The following is a 13,356-nucleotide window of genomic DNA, read 5'->3' as shown; positions in this document are numbered from 1 at the left end:
CCGTGCACGGGGTGGGTGCCGCTCGGTCCGGGAACAGGCGTGACAGGTGCCCCGGCGAGCGCCCTGCCAAAAGCACGTTACCCAGTACGCCGCATAACTGCGAAACCCTATCTGACCTGCGATTTTGCTTGGATTTCCAAGTAAATCGAAAAAGTCGGGAACTCTCGCTGGTCACAGCACTGGGAACAGCCTTGCAGGCCGCCGGAACAACGGCACGTTATCCCGCCGTTCGGCGGCAGGGAAGAGGCGAGTGTGTGAGACTGCGTTTTGTGCGCGAACAAGGAAAAATCACCGTTTTTCTGCTGGACGACCACGAAGTCGTCCGGCGCGGAGTCCATGAATTGCTCTCGGTCGAGGACGACATCGAGGTCGTCGGCGAGGCCGGCACGGCGGCGGACGCGCTGGTCCGTATCCCCGCGACCCGGCCCGATGTGGCGGTGCTCGATGTGCGGCTGCCGGACGGAAGCGGGGTGGAGGTCTGCCGGGAGATCCGTTCCCAGGACGAGAACATCAAATGCCTGATGCTGACCTCGTACGCCGATGACGAGGCGCTCTTCGACGCGATCATGGCAGGCGCGTCGGGATACGTACTGAAGGCGATCCGCGGCAACGAACTGCTGAACGCGGTACGGGACGTGGCGGCCGGGAAGTCGCTGCTGGACCCGGTGGCGACCGCCCGGGTGCTGGAGCGGCTGCGCGACGGCAAGAAAGGCCGGGGTGACGACAAGCTCGCCGGTCTCACCGATCAGGAGCGCAAGATCCTCGATCTGATCGGGGAGGGGCTGACGAACCGGGTCATCGGCGAGCGGCTGCACCTCGCCGAAAAGACGATCAAGAATTATGTCTCCAGTCTGCTCTCCAAGCTGGGCATGGAACGGCGCTCGCAGGCCGCCGCGTACGTGGCCAGGCTGCAGGCGGAGAAAAAGGGCTGAACGCCGCGTGGTGACAGGGCCGGGACGTGCACGGAGCGGCCGCGGTCCCCGGTGATCCTTCGGGACTTTGGTCCCGGACCACCTGGGGCCGCGGCCTCTTTTTTACGGCCTCCCCGGTGGCGGAGAGTGGAGAGCATGCCCTCTGAGGAACTCCACGCGATCGAACTGCTCGGCCGCGTCCCGTACGGCCGGCTGGCGACGAGCATGCGGGCCCTCCCGATACTGGCGGTGGCCCGCCACATCGTGGTCGACGGCCGCGTCGTCCTGCGGATGCACAGCGGCCTCGGCTACCACGAGGCCTGCGACGGCACGGTCGTGGCATACGGAGCGGACAACTTCAACGCCGCGTCCTCGGGGGACGACGGCGAGCTGTGGTCCGTGCAGTTCACCGGCCCCGCCGAGATCGTGCACCCGACCCCCGAACAGCGGGAGCACTTCGGCGCCGCCCCCTTCCAGGTGAACGGGGAGCCGTTCGCCCCGGCCTACCTCGGGGTCGACCCGCACTTCGTCTCCGTGCACACCCTGGGCTTTCACGCAAGTCAACTGATCCGCAACGCAGCGTGATCTAACATCTGGCGAGTGCCGCGCTCATCTGTAACCCTTCCGTCTGCTCCGCCGCCGGGCGAGGTGCTGTGCTCGTCCGTGCCCCGTCCGCCCGTTCCTCCGGTGGACGAGGTGCTGCGCCGCTACCCGGATGCCGGTGAGCCCCTCACCTGCAAGCCCGTCACCCAGGGCCTGCTCAATCACGGCTACCGCGTCTCCACCACCCGCGGCTCCTACTTCCTCAAGCATCACCTCGACGACTCCACCGGCGACCGTGCCACGATCGTCCGCCAGCACCGCGCCACCCAGCGGCTGCAGTCACTCGGCGTGCCCGTCGCGCCGCCCGTGGAGGACACCGAGGGCGACACGGTCACGGAGATCGGCGGCCGGTGCTACGCCCTGCACCCCTGGGTCGACGGACTGCACCGGGCCGGCGCCCAGCTCACCGCCGCCCAGTCGCAGCGGCTCGGAGCGCTGCTCGGGGCCGTGCACACCGGGCTCGAACAGGTCATGGAGACGGGCACGGGACTCGCAGGGCGGTCCAGCGGCTACCGGAGCCCCGACCCCGCCGACACCTTCGCGCTGATCGACGACCTGCTGACGGCCGCGCGCGGGCGCCGCCCCCGGGACTCCTTCGACGAACTGGCCGAGCACCGCCTCCTGGAGCGGCGCACCCTGCTGGAACAGCACGCCGACCGCAGGCCGCCCACCCCCGACATCCCGGCCACCGGCTGGGTGCACGGCGACTTCCACCCGCTGAACGTCCTCTACCGGGGCACGGACCCGGTCGCGATCCTCGACTGGGACCGGCTCGGGGTCCAGCCGCGCGCGGAGGAGGCGGTACGGGCCGCGGCGATCTTCTTCGTACAGCCGGCCGGGAAGCTGGAGCTGGAGAAGGTACGGGCGTACGCGGGGGCGTACCGGCGGGCGGCCGGGGCGGGGGCCGCGGAACTGGCCGCGGCGGTGCACCGGGTGTGGTGGGAGCGGCTCAACGACTTCTGGATACTGCGCTGGCGGTACTGCCTGCACGACCGAAGGGCCGACCCGCAGTTCCCTGCGGTGTCGGCCCTGGCGGTCTGGTGGACGCGTGAGTACGAGGCGGTGCGCGAGGCGTTCACAGGGTGAGGCCGCCCCGTGCGGGCCGTCCGGGGTTAAGGGGTGGTGCCCGCCGTGGTGCCGGCCCCCGTGGACGTGCCGGTGGTGGTCCCGGCGGCCTCGCCACCGGCGCCGCCGTCGGCCGTACCCGTACCGCCGTCGGCCGTACCCGTGCCTCCGTCAGCTGTCCCGGTACCGCCGTCGGCCGTACCCGTGCCTCCGTCAGCTGTCCCGGTACCGCCGTCGGCCGTGCCCGTGCCGGCGTCGGTGCTGCCACCTGTGGCCGGTGCGGACGGCTCGGTCGACGGCGGCTCGGACGACTCGCTCGGGGTGACCGGCGGGGTGTAGGACTGCTGCGGCGGCGTGTTCTCCTGGTTGCCGGTGGAGTTCTCCGGCTGCTGGCTCTCCTCGCTCTGCTCGTCGCTCGGCGAGGGCGAGCTCTCCGTCTCGGACGGCGAGCTGGAGGTCTTCGTGGGCGTCTTCTCGCGTTGGTTGTCGTTGCTGTTCGCCGCGTTGACGGCGATGGCGACACCGGCCCCGATCGCGATCAGCGCGAGCACGACGAACAGCCACAGCTTGCCGCGGCCGCCACCGCCCTGGTGTCCGCCTTCATAGCCACCGTCGTCGGGGTTCATCGGCGGCAGGATCGGGCCCTGCGAGGTGTCCCCGTGCTGCGGGTGGCTCATCGCCATCGTGCCCCCGGCGATGCCCATGGCCGGGGTGTGTCCGCCTTCGTGCATCGCGACCGGGCCGGTGTTCCACGTACCCGTGTGGCCGCCCTGCACCTGAAGCATCTGCAGGCCGTACTGGACGAGGCCGCGCATCTCCTCGGCGCTCTGGAACCGGTCGTCCGGGTCCTTCGCGAGCGAGCGCATGACCAGCCCGTCCAGCTCCGGCGGCACCGCCTCCAGGACCTCGGACGGCGGGACCGGAATGTCCTGCACATGCTGATACACCACGGAGAGCGGCGTCTCACCCGTGAACGGGGGCCGCAGTGCCAGGAGTTCGTACAGCAGGCAGCCGGTGGCATAGAGGTCGGAGCGGTGGTCGACGGCCTTGCCCAGCGCCTGCTCGGGGGAGAGGTACTGCGGCGTGCCCATGACCATGCCGGTCTGCGTCATCGTCGACTGCGCGCCGTGCAGCGCACGGGCGATGCCGAAGTCCATCACCTTGACCGCACCCGAGTTCGTGATGATCACGTTGGCGGGCTTGATGTCACGGTGCACGATGCCGTGCTGGTGCGAGTACGCGAGGGCTTCCAGCACCCCCGAGACAATGATCAGCGCCTGCTCGGGCGGCGGGGCCTCGGCATTGAGCAGCAGATCGCGGATGGTGTGGCCCTCGACGAGCTCCATCACGATGTAGGGGACGGTCTGGCCGCCCACGACGTCCTCGCCGGAGTCGTACACGGCGACGATCGCATGGTGGTTGAGGCCCGCGACCGACTGTGCCTCGCGCGTGAACCGGGCCTTGGAGACCGGGTCCTCGGCGAGATCGGAACGCAGGAGCTTGACCGCGACCGTACGTCCCAGCCTGACGTCCTCGGCCGCGAAGACCTCCGCCATGCCGCCCCGGCCGAGCCGGTGGGTCATCCGGTAACGTCCGTCACCGACGACGCCGCCGATGCCCCAGGAGTCGGTGCCATCCGAAACTCCGCCGCCGTTTGCTTCGGAATCGGGTGCCATCAGTCCTCGCCGTCGTATCTGTCCGCGCGTCCGCGGGTTCTCACGGTGTCTAGCTGCATTGCCACGTCACGCTACAGCCTCTGCCGGACACACCGTTTCCGAGAGGGACGGGTCATCCAACCGGCCGGCGTGCCGCGCGCGCAAATTCCATGCGGTTCCTGTAACGCTTCCGAGACGCTTCTTGTGCGTAGGGTCACGGAACGGGCACCTGGCTTGACGTGTCGTACCCCTCGGGCAGACTTGGCGCGTAGATAGGGATCATCGCGTCAGTCGCGCGCCGAGGGGGAAGCAAGTCATGAGCCAGGACGGCGCACACGGCGCTCAGGGGCGCTATGCGGGCGGTTCGGTCGCCGGCGGCCGGTACCAGCTTCGCGACCTGCTCGGTGAGGGCGGGATGGCGTCCGTATATCTGGCGTACGACTCCGCACTGGACCGCCAGGTCGCGATCAAGACGCTGCACACGGAGCTGGGCCGCGAGCAGTCCTTCCGTGAGCGGTTCCGGCGCGAGGCGCAGGCCGTTGCCAAACTGCAGCACACCAACATCGTCTCGGTCTTCGACACCGGCGAGGACGAGCTCGGCGGCGCGCTGATGCCGTACATCGTCATGGAGTACGTGGAGGGGCAGCCGCTCGGCTCCGTGCTCCAGGCGGACATCCGGCATTACGGTGCGATGCCGGCCGACAGGGCGCTCAAGGTGACGGCCGACGTACTGGCCGCGCTGGACACCAGCCACGAGATGGGCCTGGTCCACCGCGACATCAAGCCCGGCAACGTGATGGTGACCAAGCGCGGTGTCGTGAAGGTCATGGACTTCGGCATCGCCCGCGCCATGCAGTCGGGCGTCACATCGATGACACAGACCGGCATGGTCGTCGGCACCCCGCAGTACCTCTCCCCCGAGCAGGCCCTGGGGCGCGGGGTGGACGCGCGCTCCGACCTGTACTCGGTCGGCATCATGCTGTTCCAGCTGCTGACCGGACGGATCCCGTTCGACGCGGACTCGCCGCTCGCCATCGCGTACGCGCACGTCCAGGAGGAGCCTGTCGCGCCCTCCACCATCAACCGGTCGATCACCCCGGCGATGGACGCGCTCGTCGCCCGCGCGCTGAAGAAGAACCCGAACGAGCGCTTCCCGAGCGCCGCGGCGATGCAGGACGAGATCGCGCGCGTCCTGAGCGCGAGCGGGCAGACGGGCGCCCCGGCGATCGTCGCGGGCGGCGGCGCGCCGTCGAACAGCGGCTCGGGCGTCGGTTCGGCGGTCTTCCCGCCGGTCGACCAGTCCGCCCCGGCGCCGCAGAATGTCCAGACGCCGTACCAGCCGGGCCCGTACCAGTCGGGGCCGTACGGTCCGCCGACCCCGGCGCCCGCTCCGTCGTACGGCTATCCGCAGTCGGCTCCGACGTATCAGAGCCAGGCGCCGATGTCCCCGATGCAGCAGCAGACCCCGCCGCCCTACACGATCGCGCCGCAGACGCACTCCGGCTCCGGCGCGGGCGGCTCCAAGCGGAACATGCCGGTGATCGTGGGCTCGATCGTGGTCGCGCTGATCGCGATCGGCGGGCTGATCACGGTGCTCTCGCTGAAGGACGACCCGGGTACGGACGGCAACAACTCCGCGAATGAATCGCCGGCCGCGGGCGAGCACAAGGATCCGGAGCGGAACCGGACGATGAAAACCGAGGACTGCACGGACGCGATGGAGGACAACGACGACCCGAACAAGGTCGACGCACCGAGCTTCCTCTACAAGGACATCCTCTCGGCGAAGACGTGCGCGGACGCGGCGGGCTGGACCATCAAGCAGATCAAGGTGCCGGGGAACGCCTACGCGGAGGACCAGGTCATCGACCAGTTCCCCACCTCCGGGACTGCTGTGCCCAAGACGGGCGCACACTTCGAGCTGCGCATCGCAACGGGCGACCCGGCCTGACCGGACGCGTACCCGGGTACACGGAAGTGACGGCCCGGTACATGTGAGGGCGGGCTTCCCGGGCCGCATACACGTGCCGGCGCCTCCTGGGGGCTTCGTATGACCGAGATGCCGGACATACCGTCACATGTGACGCTGCCCTCATGGCTCCAGGACTTCTCCCTTCACGGTCCACGAGGTGCGTGGTCCATCTCATATTCTCGGCGGTCGCGACACTGGGGGCCGCGACGGGCGAGGCGCACGCGGACCGGCGCACCCCCGGCGGGACGCCGGGGGTGGTCAGCACCTCGGTGACGCCGCCCACGACCTCGTCGGCCGGACCTTCCACCCCGCCTTCCGCCATCCCCGGTGCCGAACCGTCAGGCAAGGGTTCGACCACTCCTTCGGCCGTACGCTCGGACATACCTACGACCACTCCCTCGGGGGGCGCCTCGGCCGCCCCCGCACCTCCGGCATCCCCTTCGCCCTCCTCCCCGGCCTCCGGCTCCCCCTCGGCCTCACCCCGCTCCGACCCCTCCTCCGACGCCGCGAACGCAGGGTCGCCGCCTCCCGAAGCGCAGCCCCCACTCGCCGGGCGCGAGGCCGGGGAGGGGCGACCGAGGCCCGGGCGGCAACTCCCGCCGTCGGAGCTCAGCCCCGCGGACAGTTCGTTCGACGAGCCCGACGCACGGCCCGCGGCGACCGACCCGGCGCCGGTGAACGCCGTGACACCGGCGGCGAGCACATCCCCCAAGGCCGGCCCGCTCGCTCCACAGGCCCTCGACGGGCCGTCCGTGGAACGGGTGCAACGGGTGTCGCTGGGCGCGGGAATCGCACTGATAGGACTGGGGCTGGGCTTCCTGGCATTCCGTTTGCGCCGCCCGAACTGAGACGAACCACAGGCCTCCCACCGCTCCGGCCGGGGCTTGCGTTGAACAACATACTCGGTATACATACTCAGTATGTCGATCCGTCACGGGCTACTGGCCCTGCTGGAGCGGGGGCCCCGATACGGCTCCCAGCTCCGTAGTGAATTCGAGTCGCGCACCGGCTCCACCTGGCCGCTCAACGTCGGCCAGGTCTACACGACGCTGAGCCGGCTGGAGCGCGACGGCCTGGTCGCCCAGGACGACGAGGACGACCAGGGACACGCCCTCTACGCGATCACCGACGACGGCCGCACCGAGCTGCGGAACTGGTTCGAGACACCCGTCGACCGCAGCAACCCGCCCCGCGACGAGCTGGCCATCAAGCTCGCCATGGCGGTCGGCGCGCCCGGAGTCGACATCCGGGCCGTCATCCAGTCCCAGCGCCTCCACACCGTGAAGGCGATGCAGGACTACACCCGCCTCAAGGCGCAGGCCCTCGCCGATGTCCCGGCCAACCGCGACGAGGTCGCCTGGCTGCTCGTACTCGAGCAGCTGATCTTCCAGGCGGAGGCCGAGGCCCGCTGGCTGGATCACTGCGAGTCGCGGCTGGTCCGCCTCGCCGAGGCCGCCGCCACGGAGCCGGGGCCCGAGGTACGTACGGCGAACCGCGCCCCGGCCCGCACCGCCCGCCCACGCACCCGGCGCTGACCACCAACCACCCGGAAACCGGCACGGCCCTCGGACCATCCACTTATGCATTGGGCGCCGCCGACACTGCCACGTACGCACCCGGCACCGGCCACTGACCGCTTCGGTCTCCGGCGCCGGTCCCACAGATCCGTTCCAAGGGGGAACCACCCACCATGTCCACGCGCGCCCCGTCCCGATCCGCGTCCTCGTCCGGTTCACCGTTGTCGGCCGACGCACCGGTGCTCGAACTCCGAGCGCTCAGCCGCACCCACGGCACCGGCATCGCCGAGGTACACGCCCTGCGTGGCATCGACCTCTCCGTACACGCCGGTGAACTCGTCGCCGTGATGGGCCCCTCCGGCTCCGGCAAGTCCACCCTGCTGACCATCGCGGGCGGTCTCGACACCGCGACCGGCGGCCAGGTCATCATCGAGGGCCAGGACATCGCCGGCCTCGGCCGCAAGGGCGTCGCCGCCCTGCGCCGCCGCAGCGTCGGCTACGTCTTCCAGGACTACAACCTGATCCCGGCGCTCACCGCCGCCGAGAACATCGCCCTGCCGCGCGAGCTCGACGGGGTCTCCGTGCGCAAGGCCCGCAAGGAGGCGCGGGCGGCGCTGGAGGAGTTGAAGCTCCTGGAGATCGCCGACCGGTTCCCGGACGAGATGTCCGGCGGCCAGCAGCAGCGCGTCGCGATCGCCCGTGCGCTGGTGGGCGACCGGCGCCTCGTGCTCGCCGACGAACCGACCGGGGCACTCGACTCCGAGACCGGCGAGGCCGTGCTCGCGCTGCTGCGCAACCGCTGCGACCAGGGCGCGGCCGGTGTGATGGTGACGCACGAGTCGCGGTACGCCGCCTGGGCGGACCGGGTCGTGTTCCTCCGGGACGGTTCGATCGTCGACCAGGCGCTCACCGCCGACGCCGACTCGCTGCTGGCCGCCGAGGGCGCCGAGTGAGCGTCTTCACGGGCTGGCGCGCCTCCCTCCGCATAGCCAGGCGCGACGCGATGCGCGCCAAGGGCCGCAGCGCACTGGTGGTCGCGATGATTGCCGTACCGGTACTCGGTGTCACGGCCGTCGATGTGACGTACCGCAGCATGACGCCGACCCTCGCCGAGCAGCTGACCAGCGAATTGGGTTCCGCCGACGCGCTTTTCAGCGACCAGATGATGGGGCCCATCGAGCAGCTCCCCGATGGGGGGATGAGCAACATTTACATGGGCGCCGACGACGCACCGCCCGTGGAGAACGCTGACCCGGTCGACGTCAGGACGACGTTCCCCAAGGGTTCGCGGGCGATCAGCATCCAGTCCGTCCCGGCGAGTGTCACCACCCGGTTCGGCGTCACGAACACCGACATCTTCGAGGTCCGGACGTCGGACAAGATGGCCCGCGGCAAGATCGACCTCGTGCGCGGCGCCCATCCGCACGGCAAGGACGAGATGGCCGCCACCGAGCCGTTCCTGAAGGAGACCGGGCTGCACGTCGGCTCGACCACCACCGTGCGCAACTCCGGACGGACGTACACCATCACCGGTGTGGTCGAGCTGCCCAGCGAGCTGAGGACCAAGGCGCTCTACGCCGACCCCGGTACGGTCATCGCGCCGTGGAAGGACAGGGCCGACCACGACAAGAAGGTGCTTCCGCCGAACGCCGGGTCCACGGACTGGCTGGTCAAAGGCCCCGCAGGGGTCGGTGTGACCTGGCCGCACATCATGGAGGCCAATGAGTCGGGCGTGCTCGTCACGTCCCGGCAGGTCGCCCTCGACCCGCCGCCGGACTCCGAGGTCCCGCTGATGGCCAGGAACCCAGGCACCGCCGACAGCGGCTCCGAGAAGCTCAGCCCGGAACTCGTCACCGTGATCGCCATGGCGGTCCTGGAGATCGTGCTGCTCGCCGGTCCGGCCTTCGCGGTCGGTGCGCGCCGCTCCCGCCGCCAGCTCGGCCTCCTCGGCACCTGCGGCGGAGACAGGCGCCACGTCAGGGCCGTGGTGCTCGGTGGCGGTCTGGTGCTCGGTGGCATCGGAGCGGTGGCGGGTGTCATGGTCGGCCTCGGGCTCACCGCGGCTCTCCAGCCCGTGATCGAGAACTGGGCCGGACACCGGTTCGGCTCTCTTGCGATGCCGCCGCTGGAGTTGCTGCTCATCGCCGTGATCGGCCTGATCACCGGCCTGTTGGCGGCATTCGCCCCGGCGATCGTGGCGAGCCGGCAGTCCGTACTGGAGTCGCTCACCGGACGACGCGGCGTCCGCCGCTCCTCACGGGTGCTGCCCGTCCTGGGCGCCTGCGTGCTGGCGTTCGGTGCCGCGATCGCCCTCTACGGCGGCACCAGCGACAATTCGACACTGGTCGCCGGCGGCTCGATGGTCGCCGAACTCGGGCTGCTCGCCTGCATCCCGGTGATCGTCGGCTTCCTGGGGCGGCTCGGCAGGAGGCTGCCTCTCTCGCCCCGGATGGCGCTGCGCGACGCGGCCCGCAACCGTGGCCGTACCGCTCCCGCCGTCGCCGCGGTGATGGCGGCCGTCGCAGGTTCGGTGGCCATCGCCACGTACATGTCCAGCCATTCCGCCGAGGCCGAGTACAACTACATCCCCTCGCTCACCAAGGGGACCATCGTCGTCTCGTCCTCCGACGAGAAAGCGGCCGAGCACCTCCCGCTGGCACGGACGGCGGTGGAGCGGAACATGGCCGTCACCAGCGGACACGCGGACTTCCGACGGGTCTGGTCAGGCAGCGACTGCAACGACTACGAGGAGAACCACTGCGGTTCGCTGGAACTGGTCAAGCCCACCGGAAAGGCCCGCAGCTGCCCGCTCACCCGCAAGGGAGCCAAGGAACTCGCCGCGCGGCTCTCCGCCGACGAGCACAAGAAGCTGATGCGGTCCCCCGCCTGCCTCACCGACCTGATGGCGTCGGGCCTCTTCAACACCGATGAGAGCAACATCGTCGTCGCGGACGCGGCCCTGCTCGACACGTATGTGAAGCTCGACGACCCCGCAGCCGCCGAGGCACTGGCCGCGGGCACACCGGTGCTGCTCAACCCGGTGTACGCGGAGAACGGCGAGGTCACCGTCAAGGCGGTCCACCAGTACAGCGGGAAGGACAAGAAGTACGGGAAGCAGCACCCGGGCAAGGCGCGGACCACCACGGACAAGCTCAAGGTGTACGTGGCCCCCGCGAAGTACGCCACCACCCCTGGAATCCGCATGATCCTCCCGGAGAAGACCGCGGAGCGGCTCGGCCTGCACACCAGGGCGTCCGGGAGCGTGTATGCCGTCGCCCATGCGCCGACGGCCGCCGAGGACCAGCGGGTCTCCGGTGCCATCGAGCAGGCCGGCGGCGGCATCTGGGTGCAGTCCGATTACGGCCCCAGCCAGGAGCAGGACACCATCCTGCTGATCCTGACCCTGTTCGCCGGAATGGTGACACTGGGCGCGGCCGCGATCACTACGGGCCTCGCCAAGGCGGACGCGGAAGCCGACCTCAACACCCTCAGCGCGGTGGGTGCGCCTCCGAGCGTGCGGCGGAAGCTGTCAGGCTTCCAGTGCGTGGTGGTGGCGCTCACAGGTGTGGTGCTCGGCACACTGGCAGGCCTGGTGCCTGCGGTGGCGCTGCGCCTCACCGACCTGCGGGAAGCGCTGAAGGCGATGCGGCTCGATCCCACGCAGTCGGCGTACACGCCCATCGTGCTGCCCTGGGCGACCATCGGTCTGCTCGTCGTGTGCATTCCGCTGCTGGCCGGGGTGCTCGCGGCGGCGTTCACGCGGTCGCGCCTGGCGCTGGCGCGGCGGGCCGGATGATGACACGGGCGGTGCGGTCAGTGGCCTGACCGGCTGATTTGGTGCCCTCGAAAACGGTGGATCAACCGTTTGCGGGGGCACCACCGTGTTGTACGGCAGGCGTGCGAGACAATGGCGCCATGGAGATGCCGAGGAATGAACGGTCGCAGGAGCACCCCCAAGTCCTCGTAGTGGGGCAGGACGGCATGGCGATCGGCGGCGGTGGCACTGACGACGAATCGCGTGAGGTCCCGGTGACGGAGATGGTCGAACAGCCCGCGAAGGTCATGCGCATCGGCAGCATGATCAAGCAGCTCCTGGAGGAGGTCAGGGCAGCTCCTCTCGACGAGGCGAGCCGGGTCAGGCTCAAGGAGATCCACGCAAGCTCCGTGAAGGAGCTGGAGGACGGCCTCGCACCGGAGCTGGTGGAGGAACTGGAGCGGCTCTCCCTGCCGTTCACCGAGGAGTCGGTGCCGTCCGAGGCGGAACTCCGGATTGCACAGGCCCAGTTGGTGGGCTGGCTGGAAGGCCTCTTCCACGGCATCCAGACGGCACTGTTCGCCCAGCAGATGGCGGCGCGGGCCCAGCTGGAGCAGATGCGCCGCGCTCTTCCGCCGGGCAGCGGACACGAGGACGAGGACGGCAGCGGGGACCAGCACGGGGCCATCCGGTCGGGCCCGTATCTCTAGTCCGTACATCGCAATTGGTTCGTACACCCCGATCACGTAGCAACACCGAGGCCCGGCACACATGGTCGACGACCTGTGTGCCGGGCCCCGTCATGTGTGCTCGATGACGGGCGCGCGTCAGCCCGCGGGGGTCTGCAGAAGCACCTTTCCGATGTGTGCGCTGGACTCCAGCACCCGGTGGGCCTCGGCGGCATCGGGCATCGGCAGCGTGCAGTGCACGATCGGCCGGACGACACCGTCGGCGATCAGCGGCCAGACGTGCTCGCATACGGCAGCGACGATGGCGGCCTTCTCGGCGAGCGGACGGCCACGCAGCGAGGTCGCGGTGATGGCGGCCCGCTTGTGCAGGAGGGTGTTCAGATTCAGCTCGCCCTTGACGCCGCCCTGGAGGCCGATGATGGCAAGCCGGCCGTTGACGGCGAGTGCCTGCACGTTCCGGTCCAGGTACTTCGCGCCGACGATGTCGAGAATGACATCCGCACCGGCCCCGTCCGTCGCCTTGCGCAGCTCCTCGACGAAGTCCTGCTCCCGGTAGTCGATCAGGATGTCGGCCCCGAGCTCCGCACAGCGCGCGAGCTTCTCCGGTCCGCCCGCGGTCACCGCGACCGTTGCGCCCACAGCCTTGGCCAGCTGGATCGCCATCGTGCCGATGCCACTGGACCCGCCGTGCACCAACAGCGTCTCGCCGGGGCGCAGATGGGCAACCATGAACACGTTCGACCAGACCGTGGCCGTCACCTCGGGCAGCGCCGCGGCCAGGGTCAGATCGACTCCGTCCGGTACGGGCAGCAGCTGCCCGGCGGGCACGGCGACCTTCTCCGCGTAACCGCCGCCTGCGAGCAGCGCACAGACCTCGTCGCCGACCGACCAGCCGGTGACACCGGGACCGATCGCCGAGATGCGGCCCGCGCACTCCAGGCCCGGGTACGGGGAGGCGCCGGGCGGCGGGTTGTAGAACCCCTGCCGCTGCAGCACGTCGGCGCGATTGACCGCGCTGGACACGACATCGACGAGAACCTCGCCCTCGCCGGCTACCGGATCTGGCACCTCGGCCCATACGAGCGCTTCGGGGCCACCGGGTTCGGAGATCGTGATCGCATACATGGCGGCGAGGCTACTCCGTGGCGCGGGCCGGGCGACGCCACGGCTCCGGGAGGCCTGGCGACACC

At 70.0% G+C, this 13,356-nt stretch carries 11 protein-coding genes; 9 read left to right on the top strand and 2 right to left on the bottom strand.

The window, feature by feature from the left end; all coding sequences use genetic code 11:
* The first annotated feature begins 269 nt into the window (after nucleotides 1-269).
* The 3 genes from ACFVYE_RS12420 to ACFVYE_RS12410 all read left to right on the top strand — a co-directional run bounded on the left by ACFVYE_RS12420 (nucleotide 270) and on the right by ACFVYE_RS12410 (nucleotide 2,600).
* Complete coding sequence (locus tag ACFVYE_RS12420; RefSeq protein WP_383967169.1) at nucleotides 270-932, top strand: response regulator; 663 nt, start codon at nucleotides 270-272, stop codon at nucleotides 930-932.
* Nucleotides 933-1,067: 135 nt separating this feature from the next.
* Nucleotides 1,068-1,496, top strand: coding sequence for a pyridoxamine 5'-phosphate oxidase family protein (locus ACFVYE_RS12415; RefSeq protein ID WP_383967152.1), 429 nt, complete (start codon nucleotides 1,068-1,070; stop codon nucleotides 1,494-1,496).
* Nucleotides 1,497-1,607: 111 nt separating this feature from the next.
* On the top strand, nucleotides 1,608-2,600 hold the full coding sequence (locus ACFVYE_RS12410) for a phosphotransferase (protein ID WP_383967166.1): 993 nt from the start codon (nucleotides 1,608-1,610) through the stop codon (nucleotides 2,598-2,600).
* Between the two features lie 26 nt (nucleotides 2,601-2,626).
* On the opposite strand, the gene ACFVYE_RS12405 is transcribed toward ACFVYE_RS12410, so the two are convergent.
* Nucleotides 2,627-4,255, bottom strand: coding sequence for a protein kinase (locus ACFVYE_RS12405; RefSeq protein WP_383967149.1), 1,629 nt, complete (start codon nucleotides 4,253-4,255; stop codon nucleotides 2,627-2,629).
* A gap of 295 nt (nucleotides 4,256-4,550) precedes the next feature.
* Between ACFVYE_RS12405 and ACFVYE_RS12400 the strand changes: the two genes are divergently transcribed.
* The 6 genes from ACFVYE_RS12400 (at nucleotide 4,551) to ACFVYE_RS12375 (ending at nucleotide 12,187) form a co-directional block, all read left to right on the top strand.
* Entirely contained in the window at nucleotides 4,551-6,185 is a 1,635-nt protein-coding gene (locus ACFVYE_RS12400; RefSeq protein WP_383967147.1) for a protein kinase, read from the top strand.
* Nucleotides 6,186-6,367: 182 nt separating this feature from the next.
* The gene (locus ACFVYE_RS12395) at nucleotides 6,368-7,054 is read left to right on the top strand and encodes a hypothetical protein (protein WP_383967144.1); all 687 of its coding nucleotides are present in this window, start codon (nucleotides 6,368-6,370) and stop codon (nucleotides 7,052-7,054) included.
* 72 nt (nucleotides 7,055-7,126) lie between these two features.
* A complete protein-coding gene (locus ACFVYE_RS12390; protein ID WP_383967142.1) occupies nucleotides 7,127-7,741 on the top strand; it encodes a PadR family transcriptional regulator in 615 nt (204 codons plus the stop codon).
* Nucleotides 7,742-7,896: 155 nt separating this feature from the next.
* Nucleotides 7,897-8,676, top strand: coding sequence for an ABC transporter ATP-binding protein (locus ACFVYE_RS12385; protein WP_383967139.1), 780 nt, complete (start codon nucleotides 7,897-7,899; stop codon nucleotides 8,674-8,676).
* Entirely contained in the window at nucleotides 8,673-11,519 is a 2,847-nt protein-coding gene (locus ACFVYE_RS12380) for an FtsX-like permease family protein (RefSeq protein WP_389605348.1), read from the top strand. The genes ACFVYE_RS12385 and ACFVYE_RS12380 overlap by 4 nt, the downstream gene beginning before the upstream one ends.
* A 119-nt stretch (nucleotides 11,520-11,638) precedes the next feature.
* Nucleotides 11,639-12,187 carry a bacterial proteasome activator family protein gene (locus tag ACFVYE_RS12375; protein WP_323183884.1) on the top strand — a complete coding sequence of 183 codons (549 nt, stop codon included), beginning with the start codon at nucleotides 11,639-11,641 and terminating at the stop codon, nucleotides 12,185-12,187.
* A gap of 117 nt (nucleotides 12,188-12,304) precedes the next feature.
* On the opposite strand, the gene ACFVYE_RS12370 is transcribed toward ACFVYE_RS12375, so the two are convergent.
* Nucleotides 12,305-13,291 carry an NAD(P)H-quinone oxidoreductase gene (locus ACFVYE_RS12370; protein ID WP_383967132.1) on the bottom strand — a complete coding sequence of 329 codons (987 nt, stop codon included), beginning with the start codon at nucleotides 13,289-13,291 and terminating at the stop codon, nucleotides 12,305-12,307.
* Between the last annotated feature and the right edge of the window lie 65 nt (nucleotides 13,292-13,356).

The sequence above is a fragment of the Streptomyces sp. NPDC058239 genome (assembly GCF_042882185.1).
Lineage (GTDB): Bacteria > Actinomycetota > Actinomycetes > Streptomycetales > Streptomycetaceae > Streptomyces.
The sequence above is the reverse complement of the archived record's forward strand: the minus strand, read 5'-3'. Positions and strand labels throughout refer to the sequence as shown.